Genomic DNA, 17,957 nt, shown 5'->3' with positions numbered 1-17,957 from the left:
AGTTTGCCCAACCTTCTTGTTTCGCCCCCTCGGGCGAGTCCCTTTTGTCAAACGGTGGAAGGCCACCCCCGCAAAAAGGAACCAAAAAGGCTTGCCCCGACATACGGGCCCGACAGAGTCGGGCTACCCTCGCGAACTCCCCCGCCACGGAGGCCCGCCCCGAGGGTACGTCCCTGTAGCCCGCGGGGCTCTCGCGACATCCATGTCGCATGACCTCCTGAGCGCCGGTTTCGCTCGGCCTTCTGAAGGGGCGTTCCGGTGCGTGTGGATGCTTCTCTGGAAGTCCAAAAGCCAGAGCTGAGCCGCTTTGCTCTTCGTAGGAGCGAGCTTGCTCGCGAACCCGCCCGTCACTGGGTTCCCGCGTTCGCGGGAATGACGGGCTGGGGTTAGGAGTATCAGGATGACTCCGAACTCCCCACCCACTCCAAACGGCCCCCTCTCCCTCCGGGAGAGGGCTGGGGTGAGGGAGCGGAGCCAGGCTAGAACACCTCCGCTGAACCAACGCACCGCTTGAATGAACAGCATTGCGCCATAAGGCGGGCTTTTCTGTGCTGGCGCAGGCGCTCGGCGCCCTACAACCAGAACTATCCCGACGCGCTGCGCAGCGCCTGGGACGGCGCCGGTTATGGCCGCGCATTCATCGCGCGCAGAGTGATTGCCGGGGCTTTCCGGCGCACAGTAGGTTCGGGGTTGATCCGCGCCGCTTTGGCGCCGAACCGACTGGAGAACCGCCATGCCCGAGTACAAGGCTCCCCTGCGCGACATGCGCTTCCTGATCGACGAAGTCTTCGACTTTGCCGGCCGCTACCAGGCCCTGGGAGCGACCGACGCCAGCCCGGACATGGTTTCCGCCATCCTCGAGGAGGGCGCCAAGTTCTGCGAGCAGGTGCTGGCCCCGCTGAACCGCTCCGGCGACGAGGAAGGCTGCCACTTCGACAACGGCGTGGTAACCACGCCCAAGGGCTTCAAGGAGGCCTTCGCGCAATACGTCGAGGGCGGCTGGAACGGTGTGTCCTCCGACCCGGCCTACGGTGGCCAGGGCCTGCCGCATTCCCTCGGCCTGCTGGTCAGCGAGATGATCGGCGCGGCCAACTGCTCCTGGGCCATGTACCCCGGGCTGACCAAGGGCGCCATGGCCGCCATCCACGCCCACGGCAGCGCCGAACAGAAGCAGGCCTATCTGCCGCGCATGACCGCCGGCACCTGGACCGGCACCATGTGCCTGACCGAACCGCACTGCGGCACCGACCTGGGCATCATCAAGACCCGCGCCGTGCCCAATGCCGACGGCAGCTACGCCATCAGCGGCACCAAGATCTTCATCTCCGCCGGCGAGCACGACCTGAGCGGCAACATCATCCACCTGGTGCTGGCCAAGCTGCCCGACGCGCCGGCCGGCACCAAGGGCATCTCGCTGTTCATCGTGCCCAAGTTCCTGCTCGACGCCAGCGGCGAGGCCGGCGCGCGCAACGCCGTGGCCTGCGGCTCCATCGAGCACAAGATGGGCATCAAGGCCTCGGCCACCTGCGTGATGAACTTCGACGGCGCCACCGGCTACCTGATCGGCGAGGCCAACAAGGGCCTGGCCTGCATGTTCACCATGATGAACCACGCGCGCCTGGGCACCGGCATGCAGGGCCTGTGCCTCGGCGAGGTGAGCTACCAGGGCGCCGTGAAGTACGCCCAGGAGCGCCTGCAGATGCGCGCCCTGACCGGGCCCAAGGCGCCGGACAAGCCGGCCGACCCGATCATCGTCCACCCCGACGTGCGGCGCATGTTGCTGACCATGCGTGCGTTCAACGAGGGCAACCGCGCCCTGGCCTACTTCACCGCGCAACTGCTGGACATCGAGCACCTGTCCGACAGCGCCGAGGAGCGCGAGCGGGCAGCCAACCTGCTGGCCTTCCTCACCCCGATCTGCAAGGCCTTCATGACCGACACCGGGCTGGAGGTGACCAACCACGGCATGCAGGTGTTCGGCGGTCACGGCTTCATCCGCGAATGGGGCATGGAGCAACTGGTGCGCGACTGCCGCATCGCACCGATCTACGAAGGCACCAACGGCATCCAGGCCCTGGACCTGCTGGGCCGCAAGGTGCTGGGCAGCCAGGGCAAGCTGCTGCTGGGCTTCACCAAGCTGGTCCACCAGCTGTGCCAGGCCAACGCCGAGCACCCGCAGCTCAAGGCCCAGGTGGCGCAACTGGCGGCTCTGAACAAGCAGTGGGGCGAACTGACCCAGAAGGTCGGCATGGCGGCCATGAAGAACCCCGACGAAGTCGGCGCGGCGGCGGTGGACTACCTGATGTTCTCCGGCTACGTCACCCTCGGCTACTTCTGGCTGCGCATGGCCCTGGTGGCCGGGCAGAAGCTGGAGGAGGGCGCCGCCGAGGCGGGCTTCTACCAGGCCAAGCTGGCCACCGCGGACTTCTACTTCGCCCGCCTGCTGCCGCGCGCCGCGGCGCACCTGGCGGCGGTGGAAGCCGGTGGCGAGACGCTGATGCGCCTGTCCGCCGAGCAGTTCGCCCTCTGACGAACCGGCCGCGGCCCCGGTTGCCCTTGCGGCGGCCGGGGCCGCCGGCTGTCCGGTGGCGACATATTATGTGACCGATGATTAACAATTCGTTCACAATATGACGCTATGGCTCTAGGGAGTTGTCGGGGTAAACTCCGCCGGCGTACCCTTGAGTACGTCCTATCCTGAATACCGCTGGCTGCTTGTTCAGCCGTTGTTTCGCTCGAGGATTCCTACATGGCTGACTACAAAGCACCGCTGCGCGACATGCAATTCGTCCTCCACGAAGTCTTCGAGGTCGGCAAGCTCTGGGCCGAGCTGCCGGGCCTGGCCGAGACGGTGGACGTCGACACCGCCAACGCCATCCTCGAGGAAGCCGGCAAGGTCACCGCGGGCGTGATCGCCCCGCTGAACCGCAGCGGCGACGAAGAGGGCTGCAGCTGGAGCGCCGCGGGCGTGAAGACCCCGGCCGGCTTCCCCGAGGCCTACCGCACCTACGCCGAAGGCGGCTGGGTGGGCGTGGGCGGCGCGCCGGAATTCGGCGGCATGGGCATGCCCAAGGTCATCGGGGCGCAGGTCGAGGAGATGGTCAACGCGGCCAACCTGTCCTTCGGCCTCTACCCGATGCTGACCGCCGGCGCCTGCCTGTCGCTGCTCAACCACGCCAGCGCAGAGCTCAAGGCCAAGTACCTGCCGAACATGTACGCCGGCACCTGGGCCGGTTCCATGTGCCTGACCGAACCCCACGCCGGCACTGACCTGGGCATCATCCGCACCAAGGCTGAGCCCCAGGCCGATGGCAGCTACAAGGTCAGCGGCACCAAGATCTTCATCACCGGCGGCGAGCACGACCTGACCGAGAACATCGTCCACCTGGTGCTGGCCAAGCTGCCCGACGCGCCGGCCGGCTCCAAGGGCATCTCGCTGTTCCTGGTGCCGAAGGTGCTGGTCAACGAAGACGGCTCCCTCGGCGAGCGCAACGCCGTGTCCTGCGGCTCCATCGAGCACAAGATGGGCATCAAGGCCTCGGCCACCTGCGTGATGAACTTCGACGGCGCCACCGGCTGGATCGTCGATGCGCCGAACAAGGGCCTGGCGGCCATGTTCACCATGATGAACTACGAGCGCCTGGGCGTCGGCATCCAGGGCCTGGCCACCGGCGAGCGTTCCTACCAGAGCGCCGTGGAATACGCCCGCGAGCGCATCCAGAGCCGCGCGCCCACCGGCCCGGTGGCCAAGGACAAGGCGGCCGACCCGATCATCGTCCACCCGGACGTGCGCCGCATGCTGCTGACCATGAAGGCGCTGAACGAGGGCGGCCGCGCCTTCTCCAGCTACGTCGCCATGCAGCTGGACACCGCCAAGTACAGCGAGGAGCCGACCACCCGCAAGCGCGCCGAGGACCTGGTGGCGCTGCTGACCCCGGTGGCCAAGGCCTTCCTCACCGACATGGGCCTGGAAACCACTGTCCACGGCCAGCAGGTGTTCGGCGGCCACGGCTTCATCCGCGAGTGGGGCCAGGAGCAACTGGTGCGCGACTGCCGCATCACCCAGATCTACGAAGGCACCAACGGCATCCAGGCGCTGGATCTGATGGGCCGCAAGGTCGTCGGCAGCGGCGGCGCCTTCAGCAAGCACTTCACCGACGAGGTCAAGTCCTTCACCGCCTCGGCCGGCGCCGAGCTGGCCGAGTTCACCGGCCCGCTGAACGCCGCCGTGCAGAACCTGGAAGAACTGACCGCCTGGCTGCTGGACCGCGCCAAGGCCAACCCCAACGAGATCGGCGCGGCCTCGGTCGAATACCTGCACGTGTTCGGCTACACCGCCTACGCCTACATGTGGGCGCTGATGGCCCGCGCGGCGCTGGGCAAGGAAGGCCAGGACGACTTCTACGCCAGCAAGCTGGGCACTGCGCGCTTCTACTTTGCCCGCCTGCTGCCGCGCATCCACTCCCTGACCGCCTCGGTGAAAGCCGGCAGCGAGTCGCTGTACCTGCTCGACGCTGCGCAGTTCTAAGTCGCTCAGCCTGACAGGGCCCCGCTTCGGCGGGGCCTTGTCGTTTCAGGGGCGCAACGGTTTTGTAAGCCTAGGCTTACACGCCGCGGTGTCATTTGGCGTCTATCGGCTCGTCGGCGCGAGGGGTAATCTTCTCCTCAGTCAGGACATTGCGCAGGAAGCGCCAACGACAAAACGGAAAGAAAGGGATTCCACCACGGACGGTGGCCTGCACGGATGTCAGGATATCGGTCTGCAAAACCCCGCTCGCAAGGCGGGGTTTTCTTTTGCCTGCGATTTTTGTAGGAGCGGGCCCTGCCCGCGATTCGCGCGCAGGGCGCGCTCCTACAGGGGGAATGGCGTGGGTGGGCCGGCGTAGGAGCGGATCTCATCCGCGATCCGCGCTGGGACGCCCGGCTATCGCGGACAAGGTCCGCTTCTATGGGGGAGGAATACCGTGCCTCCCGGCAACCTGTAGGAGCGGGCCCTGCCCGCGATTCGCGCGCAGGGCGCGCTCCTACAGGGGGAATGGTGCGGGTGGGGCGGCGTAGGAGCGGATCTCATCCGCGAAACGCGCCGGGACGCCCGGCTATCGCGGACAAGGTCCGCTCCTACGAAGAGCACTCCGGCGCGGCCTGCAAGACCGGTGCTCCTACGAAAAACTCTGCACCACGCATTCCAGCAGCGAGCGCAGCAACTCCACGGTGCTGTGCTGGCGCTGCGCATCGCGATACACCAACCCCACGCTCAGCGGAATGCGCGGCTCGCTCAACGGCTTCCACAGCAGGTCGCGGTTGCTGTGCAGTTGCCGCGCGCGGCCCGGCAGCACCGTGGCGAAGCGGCTGTGGGGCAGGCTGTCGAGGATGCCGCTCATGTGGTTCAGCTCGGCCTGCACCCGCGGCCGGCGGCCGATCGCGGCCAGTTGTTCCTGCCAGATCTGCCGGGCGCGGAATTCCTCGCCGAGCAGCAGCATCGGCAGCTCCGCGGCCTGGGCCAGGGACACCTTCTTGAATTCGCGCAACGGGTGGTCGGCGGGGATCACCAGTTGCAGCTCGTCCGGGTACAGCTCCACGCCGTGCAGCGCCGGCTGGCGCGGCGGCAGGAAGCCGATGCCGATGTCCAACTGCCCGGCCAGCAGCCGGCGCTCGATCTCCACCCCGGACAGTTCGTAGATGCGCACCTGCAAATGCGGCTGCGCGGCGTGCAGGCGTTCCACCAGGTAGGGCACCAGGCTGGCGTTGACCGTCTGCAGCACGCCAATGGCCAGGCTGCACGCGGCCTGGCCGCGGAAGCCGCGCAGGGCCTCGTGGGCGCGCTCCAGGCCTTCGAGCAGCGGCACGGCATGGTTGTACAGCGTGTGCGCTGCCACGGTCGGCACCAGGCGTTTGCCGATGCGCTGGAACAGGGCCACGTCGAGGCTCCGCTCCAACTGGCGGATCTGCTGCGACAGCGCCGGCTGCGACAGGGCCAGGCGCTCGGCGGCACGGCCGACGTGGCCTTCCTCGTAGAGCGCGACGAAATAGCGGAGCTGGCGGAAATCCATAAGCGCGGCTTATCAACGAAACTGGAAAATCGAAATGGATAGGAACCTATCCGAGGCTCTAGTCTAGTGCCTGTCCGCTGCTGCAGACGGGTAGACAAAGGTGGAAGGCATCGTCATCCAGGGTGTTTTCATAGGCAAAGTCGAAGAGTGCTGGGGCGGTCTGGTCAGCGCCATCGACAAGCTGGAAACCCGCGAGGAAGTCTGGCTGGGCAGCGAAGGCCTGCCCGGCGACGAACAGGCCGACCTGCGCCACCACGGCGGCCTCGACCGCGCGCTGCACCACTACCCGGCCGAGCACTACCGCCACTGGCGCAAGCAGCACCCGCAACAGCGCTGGCAGCAACCGGCCTTCGGCGAGAACCTCTCGACCTTCGGCATCAGCGAGGCGGACGTGTGTATCGGCGACCTGTTCCGCTGGGGTGATGCGCTGATCGAAGTCAGCCAGCCGCGCTCGCCGTGCTACCGCCTGGGGCGCCGCTGGAACCTCCCGGAACTGCCGCTGGAGTTGCAGCAGCAGGGCCGCTGCGGCTGGTTCTACCGGGTGCGCCGCGCCGGCATGGTCAGCGCCGCCGCGCCGCTGGAGCTGGTGCAGCGGCACTACCCGCAGCTGAGCGTCGCCAGCCTGCTGCGCTGGTACTTCGGCGAACCGCTGGAGCGTTGCGGCCTGCGCCAGATGATGGCGTGCGACGCGCTCTCGCTGCGCTGGCGCAAGACCGCCGCGCAACGCCTGGCCAGTGGCGTGGTGGAAGACTGGACGGCCCGCCTGCAGGGCCCTGAATGCCTGGGCAGCGGCCCCGCCTGACGCGGCGGCTGCCCACAACCTGCCTCGCGCCCGCCCCCGGACGTCGTTTTGGTCCATCGGGGCGGCTTTTATTCCCGGCCGGGGCCTTGCGCCCCGGGGCCGGAGGCGGCCTGCCGGCCGCATCGCGGATGAATCCGCTCCTACGCTGCATCAGCCATGGCATAGCCCATGTAGGAGCGCGCCCTGCGCGCGAATCGCGGGCAGGGCCCGCTCCTACACCCTCAGGCGAACACGCACCGTAGGATGGGTTGAGCGGAGCGATACCCATCGCCAATGACCGCATGGGTTTCGCAGGCTCAACCCATCCTACGAAAGAAACCTGGCGCGGCCGTATGCCATCGGCATGCTCCCGTAGGAGCGGACTCCGTCCGCGATAAAGGCCTTACAGCTCGATCTCGCCACCCGCCAGCGCGCACAGCTCGGTGAAGTCGACGATCTCCGTCTCCCGCCCGTTGACCCGCAGCAGGCCGTTCTTCTGCAGGCGGGTGAAGCTGCGTGACACAGTTTCCACCGCCAGTCCCAGGTAGTCGCCGATCTCGTGGCGCGACATGCTCAGGCGGAAGCGCAGGGCGGAGAAGCCGCGCTCGCGGAAGTGTGCGGAGATGTTCAGCAGGAAGGCGGCGATCCGCGAGTCGGCGTTGAGCCGCGAGAGCAGCAGCTTCATCTGCTGGTCCTCGCGGATCTTGCGGCTCATCATCAGCAGCAGCTGGTGCGACAGCCCGGGAATCTGCTGCGACAGCAGCTCCAGCTGGTCGAAGGGAATCTCGCTGCACAGGGTGCTTTCCAGGGCGATGGCCGACACCGGGTAGCGGCCCTCGTCCATGCCGGAGAAGCCGAAGATCTCGTTGGCGTAATAGAAGCCGGTGATCTTCTCCAGGCCCTGCTCGTTGGTGGTCACCGTCTTCAGCGAGCCGGAACGCACCAGGTAGACGTTGTGGAAGGCGTCGCCCTGGCGGAACAGGTGGTCGCCCTTGTGCAGCAGGTGGCCGGGCTTGATGAGGGCTTCCAGCTCCTGGAGCTTGTCGTCGCTGAGGGTGGGCGGTGCCAGTCGGCAATTCTTGCAATAAGGCTGCGGCTTCAGCATCCGATTCATCCGGTTATCCCCTGTACGCCCGACCGAACCGCGTCCGGCGGCCTTTTTATCTCCTAAGAACATAGCAACAGATGGGCGTCTGTCATCCCGCGCGCACGGCCCGGCTTCCCCCTGGCTGGGCTGCCGCGGGTCGCTGTGGATTCGCGCCGGGCTGGCTTCGTGAAATTAGTTGTGCTAGTTTTCATGAAAAACAAGCATGACAATTTCACGAGGTCGCCATGTTCCTGCAATCCAGCCAGCCCGTCGGCACCTACTACGCCGCCGCCAGCCCGGAATTGCTGCAGCCCCGCGCGCAGCTGACGGATGCGCTGGAGATCGAGGTACTGGTGATCGGCGCCGGCTTCAGCGGCCTGCACACTGCGCTGCAGCTGGCCGAAGGCGGCCGCCAGGTCTGCGTCATCGAGGCCAGCCGCATCGCCTGGGCGGCTTCCGGGCGCAACGGCGGCCAGGCGCTTCCGGGCTGGTCCAGCGACCTCGGGCCGATCGAGGCCGACCTCGGCCATGAAGGCGCCCTGCGCCTGTGGCAAGGCATGCTCTGGGCCGCGCGGGAAATGCGCGACCTGCCGCAGCGCCACGGCTTCGACTGCGACTACCGCGTCGGCCACCTGTGGACTGCCGTGCTGCCGCGCCGCGTCGGCATGCTCGAGGAGTGGCAGGGCGAGGCGTCGCGCCGCTGGGGCTATGAAGGCCTGCAGATGGTCTCCCGCGCCGAGCTGCCGCAGTGGATTAGCAGCGAGCGCTACCTGGCCGGCCTGTACGACCCGAATTCCGCGCACCTCAACCCGCTGAAACTGGCCTACGGCCTTGCCGGCGCGCTGGAGAAGGCCGGCGGGCGCATCTTCGAGCAGACCCGTGCGCTGCGCTATAGCGAGCAGGGCAACGGCTACCTCGTCGAGACCGAGCACGGCAGCATCCGTTGCGCCTCCCTGGTGCTGGCCTGCAACGCCTACATCGACGGCCTGGACAAGCAGGTCTCGGCGCGCATCCTGCCGGTGGGCACCTACCAGGTCGCCACCGCGCCGTTGGGCGCCGAGCTTGCGCACTCGCTGCTGCCGAAGAACTGCTGCGTGACCGACAACCAGTTCGTCCTCGACTACTTCCGCCTCACCCCCGACCACCGTCTGCTGTTCGGCGGTGGCTGCACCTACCTGGGCGGCATGCCCTCGGACATCCGCGCCGCCACCCGGCCCTACGTCGAGCGGGTGTTCCCGCAACTGCGCGGGGTGGAGCTGGAATACGCCTGGGGCGGGCACATCGACTGCAGCATGCGGCGTACCCCGGACGTCGGCCGCCGCGGCGACCTCTACTGGCTGCAGGGCTATTCTGGGCACGGCGTGCTGCCCAGCCTGGCCGCCGCCCGCGCGGTCAGCCAGGCGATGCTGGGGCGCAACGAGGAGCTCGACCTGTACCAGCGCCTGAGCAATCCCGGCTTCCCCGGCGGCCAGCGCTTCGCCGCGCCACTGGAAGCCGTCGGCAAAGCCTGGTATCGCTTGCGGGACTTCTTCTGATCCGAGCCGGAAAGCGCCTATGCAAGAACACCAGAACGAACACCTCGCGACCCTCATCCGCGACCTGCGCAAGCACAAGAACCTGACCCTCGGCGCCCTGGCCGAGCGCATCGGCCGCTCGGTGGGCTTCCTCTCCCAGGTCGAGCGCGGTCTGTCGCGCCCCACCGTGGCCGACCTGACGGCCATCAGCGAAGCCCTCGGCGTGCCGACCACCTACTTCTACGCCGAGGGGCCGGCGCGCGAGCTGGCCTGGGTGACGCGCCCGGCTGACCGCCGCACGCTGTACTACGCCGGCGGCATCACCGACATCCTCGCCTCGCCGAACATGTCCGGCGGCTTCTCGATGCTCGACAGCATCCTCGCCCCCGGCGCCACCAGCGGCGAAGACCATCTCAACGACAGCTCCGAACAGGGCGGCTTCGTGCTGGAGGGCGAACTGACCCTCTGGTACCAGGACGAGACCGTCACCCTTTACCCCAACGACAGCTTCCAGCTGCCGCCGCACGCGAAGTTCCGCTACGGCAACCTGACCGACAAACCAACGAGGGTGCTCTGGATCTTCACCTGAAGGCATCCGGCCGCGCCCGACACAGGCACCAAGAAGATGAACCGCCAAACCTTCCCCGACCTGCTCAGCGAAGTACGCGCCTTCCGCGCCCAGTACCCGGACGTGCGCTACGTCGACCTGATCTGCCTGGACATCCCCGGGCATTTCTACGGCAAGCGCTACCCGGTGGACATGCTGGAGAAAGTCGCCGCCGGCTCGCCCCTGAAGCTGCCGCAGAACTGCGTGCTGCTGGGCGTGCAGGGCGGCCTGCACCCGATCGGCGACTACTGCTTCAACGACGGTGACCCGGACGCGCCGCGCCGGCTGATCCCCGGCACGCTCAAGCCGGTGCGCTGGGAGAGCCAGCCGCTGGGGCAGATGATCATCAGCTCCGACGGCACCGAGGCGCCCATCGAGTTCGAACCGCGGGAAGTGCTGGCGCGCGTGCTCAAGCGCCTGGAAGGCAAGGGTATTCGCCCGGTGGTGGCCTTCGAGCTGGAGTTCTACCTGTTCGACAGGAAGCTCAAGGACGGCCTGCCGCAGTACCCGCGCGACCCGCTGTGCGACGACGAGGACGACCAGCCGAACATGCACATCGAGCGCCTGTCGCGCTTCTCCGATGTGCTGCATGAAATCGTCGAAGCCTCGCGCGAGCAGGGCGTGGACGCCAACGTGATCACCGCCGAGATCGGCCCGGGCCAGTTCGAGATCAACTTCGCCCACTGCGAGGACGGCCTGCACGCCGCCGACCAGGCCGCGCTGTTCACCCGCTCCACCCGTGGCGTGGCGCTCAAGCACGGGCACCGCGCCAGCTTCATGAGCAAGCCCTACCTGCACGCGCCGGGCAGCGGCATGCACGTCCACGTCAGCCTGTACGACCGCGACGGCCGCAACCTGCTCGACGGCGAGGGCCAGCGCCCGCTGCGCCACGCCGTGGCCGGCTGCCTGGAGCTGCTGCCGCACTGCATGCCGATCTTCGCCGCCAACCACAACGCCTACCGCCGCTACGGCTCGCGGGTGAACGCGGCGAGCAAGGCCAGCTGGGGCTTCGAAGACCGCGACGCGTGCATCCGCATCCCTGAGTCCGACGGCAGGAACCTGCGCATCGAACACCGTCTGGCCGGCGCCGACGCCAACCCGTACCTGGTGTTGGCGGCCATCCTCACCGGCATGGAATACGGCCTGGAAGCGGGCAAGGAACCCATCGCCCCGCTGAACGAAGACCGCGACAGCGGCATCGATTTCCCCCGCGACATGCTTGGCGCGGTGGCGGCCATGGAGAACCACCCGGTGGTCAAGGAAGGGCTCGGCAGCGAGTTCGTCTTCGTCTACTGCGAGAACAAGCGCCACGATCACCTGGAGTTCATGGACGAAGTCAGCGCTCGCGAATATCGCTGGTTCCTGTAAGGAAGGAATGCGGCGGGGAGGGTAGCCCCGCCGCGGCATCCGCCGTGTGGGTGGACGCGAGGCACGGAATGCCTGGAGGGAAAGCCGCGCTACCGGGCGGGTAGCCCCCTCGACGAGGGCGGTAGCGCGGTTCGCGCCGCAAGGGCGCGGGTGTCGCTGGCGGCGGCCGGGTAGGGCCGCCGCCGTCGCATCAGCCGATGGTCATCAGGCTGGCGTTACCGCCGGCGGCCGCAGTGTTCACGCTCAGGGCGTGCTCCACCAGCAGGCGCTCCAGCGGTACGTCGGTTTCACCCTTGCCCAGGCCGTGCACGCCAACGATGGCGCCCTTGCGCTTGGCGGCCTGTTCGCACACCTCGCGCAGCTGGTCGGAATCGCCGTGGTGCAGGATGGCGTCGAAGGCGGCTTCGGCGGCGGTCCAGTCGCTGACCAGCTCGATACGCTTCTGCACTTCCTTCGGCAGGCCGTCACGCAGCTCGCGCTGGCTCGCCGGCCATACCGCCAGGCTGCCCACCGCCAGGGTGGCGGCCAGTTGCACCAGCAGGTCGGCGCGCTCCTCGGCGAGGTTCAGCACACGCTCGCGCGGCAGCAGGGTGTAGGTGTTGCGTTCGCCGGTCGGGCCGGTCAGCACGTGGCAGGCGTAGCTCTGCGCCAGGCTGGCGAACTCGTCCGCCACCTTCGCCAGTTCCGGCTCCTGCTTGGCCGCCCAGTCGCGCAGGGCTTGCAGGGCCTTCTCGCGCTCGGCCGGGCGCGGCAGGGCCTGGACGTTGTCGCCGGTCAGCTGCCTGGCCACCGCGTCGCGCGGGCGGGTCGACAGCAGGCGGAACAGGTACAGCGGGCCGCCGGCCTTCGGGCCGGTGCCGGACAGGCCTTCGCCGCCGAACGGCTGCACGCCGACCACGGCGCCGACGATGTTGCGGTTCACGTACAGGTTGCCGACATGGGCGTTGCCCACCACCTGGCTGATGGTCTCGTCGATGCGCGTGTGCACGCCGAGGGTCAGGCCGTAGCCGGAGGCGTTGATCTGCGCCAGCAACTGGTCCAGGTCGGAGCGCTCGTAGCGCACCAGGTGCAGCACCGGGCCGAAGATCTCGCGCTTGAGCTCGTCGAAGCTGTCCAGCTCGATCAGCGTCGGTACCACGAAGGTGCCGCGCTTGAGCGCGTCGCCGTTCACCCGCGCGGCCTGGAAGACCTTGCGGCCCTTGTCGCGCATGGCCTGGATGTGGCGGTCGATATTGCCCTTGGCCTCGGCGTCGATCACTGGGCCGATGTCCACGTTCAGGTGCTCCGGCGAGCCGAGGGTGTATTCGGCCATGGCGCCCTTGAGCATCTGCACCACGCGGTCGGCCACGTCGGCCTGCACGCACAGCACGCGCAGGGCCGAGCAGCGCTGGCCGGCGCTGTCGAAGGCGGAGTTGATCACGTCCACCACCACCTGCTCGGCCAGCGCCGAGGAGTCGACGATCATCGCATTCATCCCGCCGGTCTCGGCGATCAGCGGAATGGCGCGGCCCTGGGCGTCCAGGCGGCCGGCGATGTTGCGCTGGAGGATGCCGGCGACTTCGGTGGAGCCGGTGAACATCACGCCGCGCACACGCTCGTCACCGACAAGGCGCGCGCCGACGGTCTCGCCGCGGCCCGGCAGCAGCTGCAGCACGCCGGCCGGCACGCCGGCTTCGAGCAGGATGCGCACGGCCTGGGCGGCGATCAGCGGGGTCTGCTCGGCCGGCTTGGCCAGCACCGTGTTGCCGGCGGCCAGGGCGGCGGCCACCTGGCCGCTGAAGATCGCCAGCGGGAAGTTCCACGGGCTGATGCACACCACCGGGCCCAGCGGGCGGTGGCTGTCGTTGGAGAAGGTGCGGGCCTGGGCCGCGTAGTAGCGCAGGAAGTCCACCGCCTCGCGCACTTCGGCGATGGCGTTGGCGAAGGTCTTGCCGGATTCGCGCACCAACAGGCCCATCAGCTGCTGCATCTCGCTTTCCATCTGGTCGGCGGCGCGCTCCAGCACGGCGGCGCGCTCTTCCGGCAGGGTGGACTGCCAGATCGGCCCGCTGGCCTGGGCGCTGAGCAGGGCGTTGTTCACGTCCGCCTCGCTGGCCTCGTGCACCTGACCGACGACGTCGCGGTGGTCGGCCGGGTTCTTCACCGGCTCGGCCGCGGCGGGCGCCGGGGCTTCGCCGCCGAGCACCGGCTGGGCGACGTAGGCCTGGTTGGTGCTGGTCAGCAGCGCCGAGGAGAGCGAGCCCAGGCGGTGTTCGTTGGCCAGGTCCAGGCCGGCGGAGTTGGCCCGGCCTTCGCCATACAGATCACGCGGCAGCGGGATGCGCGGGTGCGGCAGGCCGAGGGTGCCTTCCTGGGCGGCCATCTGCTCGACCTGCTGCACCGGGTCGGTCACCAGGTCCTGCAGCGAGATGCTGTGGTCGGCGATGCGGTTGACGAAGCTGGTGTTGGCGCCGTTTTCCAGCAGGCGGCGCACCAGGTAGGCCAGCAGCGTCTCGTGACTGCCCACCGGGGCGTAGATGCGGCACGGGCGGTTGAACTTGCCGTCGGCGACCTTGCCCACCACCTGCTCGTACAGCGGCTCGCCCATGCCGTGCAGGCACTGGAACTCGTACTGGCCGGGGTAGTAGTTCTGCCCGGCGATCTGGTAGATGGCCGACAGTGAGTGGGCGTTGTGGGTGGCGAACTGCGGGTAGATGGCCTCCGGCACCGCCAGCAGCTTGCGCGCGCAGGCGATGTAGGAAACGTCGGTGTAGGGCTTGCGGGTGTAGACCGGGTAGCCTTCCAGGCCGTTGACCTGGGCCAGCTTGATCTCGCTGTCCCAGTAGGCGCCCTTCACCAGGCGGATCATCAGGCGGTGGCGGCTGCGCTTGGCCAGGTCGATCACGTAGTCGATCACGTACGGGCAGCGCTTCTGGTAGCCCTGGATGACGAAGCCGATGCCGTTCCAGCCGCTCAGCGACGGCTCGAAGCACAGGCGCTCCAGCAGGTCGAGGGAGATTTCCAGGCGGTCGGCTTCCTCGGCGTCGATGTTGATGCCGATGTCATACTGCTTGGCCATCTGCGTCAGGCCCAGCAGGGTCGGGTACAGCTCGTCCATCACCCGGTCGTACTGCGCGCGGCTGTAGCGCGGGTGCAGCGCCGAGAGCTTGATCGAGATGCCCGGGCCTTCGTAGATGCCGCGGCCGTGGGAGGCCTTGCCGATGGCGTGGATGGCCTGCTCGTAGGAGGCCAGGTAGCGCTTGGCGTCCTCATCGGTCAGAGCGGCTTCGCCGAGCATGTCGTAGGAATAGCGAAAGCCGCGGCTCTCCATGGCGGCGGCATTGGCCAGGGCTTCGCCGATGGTCTCGCCGGTGACGAATTGCTCGCCCATCAGGCGCATGGCCATGTCCACGCCCTTGCGGATCAGCGGCTCGCCGCTCTTGCCGATGATGCGGTTGAGCGAGGAGGTCATGCCCGCCTCGGTGTGGGTGGACACCAGCTTGCCGGTGATCAGCAGGCCCCAGGAGGCGGCGTTGACGAACATCGACGGGCTCTGGCCCAGGTGCTGGCTCCAGTTGCCGTTGCTGATCTTGTCGCGGATCAGCGCGTCGCGGGTGGCCTTGTCCGGAATGCGCAGCAGCGCCTCGGCCAGGCACATCAGCGCCACGCCCTCCTGGGACGACAGCGAGAACTCCTGCAGCAGGCCCTGCACCAGGCCCTGGCGGCCGCCGGCGCTCTTCTGGTTGCGCAGCTTCTCGGCGATGCCCAGGGCCATCTTGTTGGCGGCCTCGGCCTTGTCCTGCGGCAGGCGGGCCTGCTCCAGCAGCATCGGCAGGGCCTCGGTTTCCGGGCGGCGGTAGGCGGAGGTGATGGCGGCGCGCAGCACCGACTGCGGCAGGATGCTCTCGGCGAAGTCCAGGAACACCTGCAGGCCCTGCTCGTTCAGCGCCTCCAGCGATTCCTCGCCGGCCGCGGCGGCCAGGCCGGACTGCGCGGCGGGGGAGAGACCACCCTCGATCTGCTCCAGATAGTTGAAGATCGCCTGCTTGATGATCCAGTGCGGCGTGCGCTCGATGGCTTGGGCGGCTTGCTTCAGACGTTCACGGGTGGCGTCGTCCAGCTTCACGCCAAGGGTGGTGGTGGCCATGGTTGTACCTGTTATTGAAAGTGGGCACGGCGGAAATGTGGCGAGAATTTAAACGCCGGACGACAAAGGTGCAACCAGGTGCAACCGGCCATTGGTCGAACTCGACGGACTGTGTAGAAAAGTGACCATGCCGACGGATGCAGCGGATGCCCGGCGATCGCTGCAAGAAGCGGACCTTGCGGGCCATTCCGGAGAGTGGAGAGGCGCCGCTCAGGTGCGTGGGTGGGGTTGCACCTTTTCGATACATAGCGGCCCGGGTCTGCGCACAACTATGGCCCGTGCGCGGCATTCGGTCCAGGCGCGCAAAAGGATTGAACGCCAGCGAAGCGGCCGTGGTCGATGCTGGTGTCAGTAGCCACAGTTACAAGGAGCACCCGCCATGGACCTGATCCGCATCCTCATCGCCATCATCCTCCCGCCCTTGGGCGTGTTCCTCCAGGTGGGCTTCGGCGGGGCGTTCTGGCTGAACATCCTGCTGACGTTGCTGGGGTACATCCCGGGTATCGTGCATGCGGTTTACATCATTGCGAAGCGGTGAGGCGGGGTCCGGTCAAGTCTGTCGGCGCTAGAGCGAGGCCCGGCAGCCCTCTCCCTAACCCTCTCCCTGAAGGGAGAGGGGACCGTTGGGCAGGCGCTGGTGCTCTGGAGTCAGCCGGCAACACCGAAAGTTACCGACTGAAGCCGGTCCCCCTCTCGGCACGAACAAGCCCCCTCTCCCTTCAGGGAGAGGGCTGGGGAGAGGGAACCCAAACCAAAAACCGCACCTGACCCAACCTTGACCCCCGTAGGATGGCGTTGAGCGCAACGATACCCATCACCATGCATACCACCCACCCTACGACTCCCGCCGAACCTCCCGCTCCATCAACCCCACCGCATCCCCAAACCGCACCCACAACTTCCCCTGCCAATCCAGCACGCTCAACTGCTGCCCCTGCACCCGCTTCACCCTTCGCCGCGGCAAATCCGGATCGCCCTGCCGAGCATCCCGCAACGCCGGCACCACCTCATTGCTCAACCACTGCCGCAAGCCCCGGTTCTCCGGGTGATAGAAATGCACCATCAGCAACGCATACACGCCGCTCTCGCTGACCAGCCACTCACGCGTCATCTCGCCGCCGGCCACCTGCAGGCACTCGAACCGCTGTTGATCAGCATCCAGTTTGTGGATAACCCGCGTGGACACATGGCTGTTGGTCAGCCGCGCCAGGTCACGCCCGACGAACCATGCCTGGTTCTCGATCAGCACCGCCCGCAGGGGCCGGCGATGGCGCAGGAAAACCGAAGGGACGAGGACGGAATCGGAAGTAGAAGAAAGGCTCATGCTGTCGCTCCTTGCTGCATCGAAGAAGCCGCCACCCAGGCAATCCGGAGAAGGGAGGCGGACCGTGCAAGGGTGGAATCCCGGAAGCAACCAACCGGTCGGGCAAAAGCCCGCCTCGCACGGCCCGCCATAGACAGCCGAAGATCGTTCGGTGAACGCCGAAGAACTCCGCTATGGCGTGTATTGCGATGGTTGCTAGCAGGATTCCACACCTGGCCACGTCTGATCCGTGGCAGGTGGAACGCTACGCAGCTGCCTCGTAAGACAGCAACGCCAATGCCCTGTAGGCAATTTCCCAGATTTCCGCTCCCGCCAACCCCCTCGCACCGCCCAAAGCCTCGGCGCTCTTCAATTGCGGCGGAGCGCCTGGCGGCAAGATCGAAATTCGGGTGTGTAGTGTGTGTAGATAATCACAGTCGTGGTGTGTAGCATACACACCAAGGCTGGGCGGAGGGACGATGCGCAGTCGAGAAATCATGGAGTTGATCCGGGCGGATGGCTGGTTCCTGGTTGAGGTGAAAGGCAGTCATCACCAGTTCCGGCATTTCACCAAGAAGGGGCGGGTGACGGTTCCCCACCCCAGGAGCAACCTGCCGGTCGGGACCGTGAACAGCATTCTGCGCCAGGCCGGCCTGCGATGAGTCGGCCGTCAGCCCAGGAGGAGGGCATCAACATGAAATTCCCCGTGGTTCTGCACAAGGACGCCGACTCGGATTACGGCGTGACCATCCCTGACGTGCCTGGCTGCTTCTCCGCCGGCGGCACCGTCAGCCAGGCGCTGGAAAACGTCCAGGAAGCCCTGGCCCTGCACTTCGAAGGCCTGGTGGCCGACGGCGAGACGCTCCCTCAAGCCCAGGAGGTGGACACCCACATGGGCAACCCCGACTACGCCGGCGGTGTCTGGGCGGTGGTCGACTTCGACGTCACTCCCTACCTGGGCAAGGCTGTGCGCTTCAACGCCAGCCTCCCGGAAAACCTCCTGCAACGCATCGACGAACGCGTGAAGCGCGACCATCGCTACGCCTCTCGCTCCGGCTTCCTGGCTACCGCCGCGCTGCGTGAGTTGTCTTCGAACTGAACCAGATGATGCGCAATCACGC

At 67.3% G+C, this 17,957-nt stretch carries 13 protein-coding genes; 9 read left to right on the top strand and 4 right to left on the bottom strand.

Annotation, left to right across the window (positions count from 1 at the left end; genetic code table 11):
• Positions 1-733: 733 nt before the first annotated feature.
• On the top strand, positions 734-2,530 hold the full coding sequence (locus BM060_RS25770; RefSeq protein ID WP_074984390.1) for an acyl-CoA dehydrogenase C-terminal domain-containing protein: 1,797 nt from the start codon (positions 734-736) through the stop codon (positions 2,528-2,530).
• 219 nt (positions 2,531-2,749) lie between these two features.
• On the top strand, positions 2,750-4,528 hold the full coding sequence (locus BM060_RS25765) for an acyl-CoA dehydrogenase C-terminal domain-containing protein (RefSeq protein ID WP_074984387.1): 1,779 nt from the start codon (positions 2,750-2,752) through the stop codon (positions 4,526-4,528).
• A 631-nt stretch (positions 4,529-5,159) separates the two neighbouring features.
• Here BM060_RS25765 and BM060_RS25760 read toward each other — a convergent pair.
• Positions 5,160-6,050 (bottom strand): LysR family transcriptional regulator, encoded by an 891-nt coding sequence (locus BM060_RS25760; protein WP_074984385.1) that lies wholly within the window; start codon positions 6,048-6,050, stop codon positions 5,160-5,162.
• Positions 6,051-6,150: 100 nt separating this feature from the next.
• Between BM060_RS25760 and BM060_RS25755 the strand changes: the two genes are divergently transcribed.
• On the top strand, positions 6,151-6,852 hold the full coding sequence (locus BM060_RS25755; protein ID WP_074984382.1) for an MOSC domain-containing protein: 702 nt from the start codon (positions 6,151-6,153) through the stop codon (positions 6,850-6,852).
• A gap of 382 nt (positions 6,853-7,234) precedes the next feature.
• On the opposite strand, the gene BM060_RS25750 is transcribed toward BM060_RS25755, so the two are convergent.
• Positions 7,235-7,936, bottom strand: a complete 702-nt coding sequence (locus BM060_RS25750; protein ID WP_009615508.1) for a transcriptional regulator FNR — start codon at positions 7,934-7,936, stop codon at positions 7,235-7,237.
• A 227-nt stretch (positions 7,937-8,163) separates the two neighbouring features.
• Between BM060_RS25750 and BM060_RS25745 the strand changes: the two genes are divergently transcribed.
• From BM060_RS25745 to BM060_RS25735, 3 genes are read left to right on the top strand one after another with little or no spacing between them, the layout of a single operon-like run.
• A complete protein-coding gene (locus BM060_RS25745) occupies positions 8,164-9,453 on the top strand; it encodes an NAD(P)/FAD-dependent oxidoreductase (RefSeq protein ID WP_074984380.1) in 1,290 nt (429 codons plus the stop codon).
• A gap of 19 nt (positions 9,454-9,472) precedes the next feature.
• On the top strand, positions 9,473-10,021 hold the full coding sequence (locus tag BM060_RS25740) for a helix-turn-helix domain-containing protein (protein ID WP_043319201.1): 549 nt from the start codon (positions 9,473-9,475) through the stop codon (positions 10,019-10,021).
• A gap of 36 nt (positions 10,022-10,057) precedes the next feature.
• Positions 10,058-11,407 carry a glutamine synthetase family protein gene (locus tag BM060_RS25735; protein ID WP_074984377.1) on the top strand — a complete coding sequence of 450 codons (1,350 nt, stop codon included), beginning with the start codon at positions 10,058-10,060 and terminating at the stop codon, positions 11,405-11,407.
• Positions 11,408-11,597: 190 nt separating this feature from the next.
• Here the strand turns inward: BM060_RS25735 and putA are convergent, their stop codons facing one another.
• Positions 11,598-15,533: a trifunctional transcriptional regulator/proline dehydrogenase/L-glutamate gamma-semialdehyde dehydrogenase gene (gene putA / locus BM060_RS25730; RefSeq protein WP_074984375.1), complete on the bottom strand. Its 3,936-nt coding sequence runs from the start codon at positions 15,531-15,533 to the stop codon at positions 11,598-11,600.
• A gap of 379 nt (positions 15,534-15,912) precedes the next feature.
• On the opposite strand from putA, the gene BM060_RS25725 reads away from it, so the two are divergent.
• A complete protein-coding gene (locus BM060_RS25725) occupies positions 15,913-16,071 on the top strand; it encodes a YqaE/Pmp3 family membrane protein (protein ID WP_009615518.1) in 159 nt (52 codons plus the stop codon).
• A gap of 297 nt (positions 16,072-16,368) precedes the next feature.
• Here BM060_RS25725 and BM060_RS25720 read toward each other — a convergent pair whose 3' ends face one another.
• Positions 16,369-16,857: a BRO-N domain-containing protein gene (locus BM060_RS25720; RefSeq protein WP_074984372.1), complete on the bottom strand. Its 489-nt coding sequence runs from the start codon at positions 16,855-16,857 to the stop codon at positions 16,369-16,371.
• Between the two features lie 458 nt (positions 16,858-17,315).
• Here BM060_RS25720 and BM060_RS25715 point away from each other — a divergent pair, with 458 nt between their 5' ends.
• Together BM060_RS25715 and BM060_RS25710 are read left to right on the top strand one after the other, a co-directional pair.
• Complete coding sequence (locus BM060_RS25715) at positions 17,316-17,498, top strand: type II toxin-antitoxin system HicA family toxin (RefSeq protein WP_074984370.1); 183 nt, start codon at positions 17,316-17,318, stop codon at positions 17,496-17,498.
• A gap of 32 nt (positions 17,499-17,530) precedes the next feature.
• Entirely contained in the window at positions 17,531-17,935 is a 405-nt protein-coding gene (locus BM060_RS25710; RefSeq protein ID WP_009615524.1) for a type II toxin-antitoxin system HicB family antitoxin, read from the top strand.
• The last annotated feature ends 22 nt before the right edge of the window (positions 17,936-17,957 follow it).

The organism is Pseudomonas citronellolis, from assembly GCF_900112375.1.
GTDB classification, from domain to species: Bacteria; Pseudomonadota; Gammaproteobacteria; order Pseudomonadales; family Pseudomonadaceae; genus Pseudomonas; species Pseudomonas citronellolis.
Note: the sequence above shows the minus strand (reverse complement) of the source record. Positions and strands in the feature narration are given on the sequence as shown.

What these genes read in the sequence shown, in the direction of transcription:
- BM060_RS25770 (WP_074984390.1), top strand. Translation starts at nt 734, where the DNA reads ATGCCCGAGTACAAGGCTCCCCTGCGCGACATGCGCTTCCTGATCGAC.
- BM060_RS25765 (WP_074984387.1), top strand. Translation starts at nt 2,750, where the DNA reads ATGGCTGACTACAAAGCACCGCTGCGCGACATGCAATTCGTCCTCCAC.
- BM060_RS25760 (WP_074984385.1), bottom strand. Translation starts at nt 6,050, where the DNA reads ATGGATTTCCGCCAGCTCCGCTATTTCGTCGCGCTCTACGAGGAAGGC.
- BM060_RS25750 (WP_009615508.1), bottom strand. Translation starts at nt 7,936, where the DNA reads ATGCTGAAGCCGCAGCCTTATTGCAAGAATTGCCGACTGGCACCGCCC.
- BM060_RS25745 (WP_074984380.1), top strand. Translation starts at nt 8,164, where the DNA reads ATGTTCCTGCAATCCAGCCAGCCCGTCGGCACCTACTACGCCGCCGCC.
- BM060_RS25740 (WP_043319201.1), top strand. Translation starts at nt 9,473, where the DNA reads ATGCAAGAACACCAGAACGAACACCTCGCGACCCTCATCCGCGACCTG.
- BM060_RS25735 (WP_074984377.1), top strand. Translation starts at nt 10,058, where the DNA reads ATGAACCGCCAAACCTTCCCCGACCTGCTCAGCGAAGTACGCGCCTTC.
- putA (WP_074984375.1), bottom strand. Translation starts at nt 15,533, where the DNA reads ATGGCCACCACCACCCTTGGCGTGAAGCTGGACGACGCCACCCGTGAA.
- BM060_RS25725 (WP_009615518.1), top strand. Translation starts at nt 15,913, where the DNA reads ATGGACCTGATCCGCATCCTCATCGCCATCATCCTCCCGCCCTTGGGC.
- BM060_RS25720 (WP_074984372.1), bottom strand. Translation starts at nt 16,857, where the DNA reads ATGAGCCTTTCTTCTACTTCCGATTCCGTCCTCGTCCCTTCGGTTTTC.
- BM060_RS25715 (WP_074984370.1), top strand. Translation starts at nt 17,316, where the DNA reads ATGCGCAGTCGAGAAATCATGGAGTTGATCCGGGCGGATGGCTGGTTC.
- BM060_RS25710 (WP_009615524.1), top strand. Translation starts at nt 17,531, where the DNA reads ATGAAATTCCCCGTGGTTCTGCACAAGGACGCCGACTCGGATTACGGC.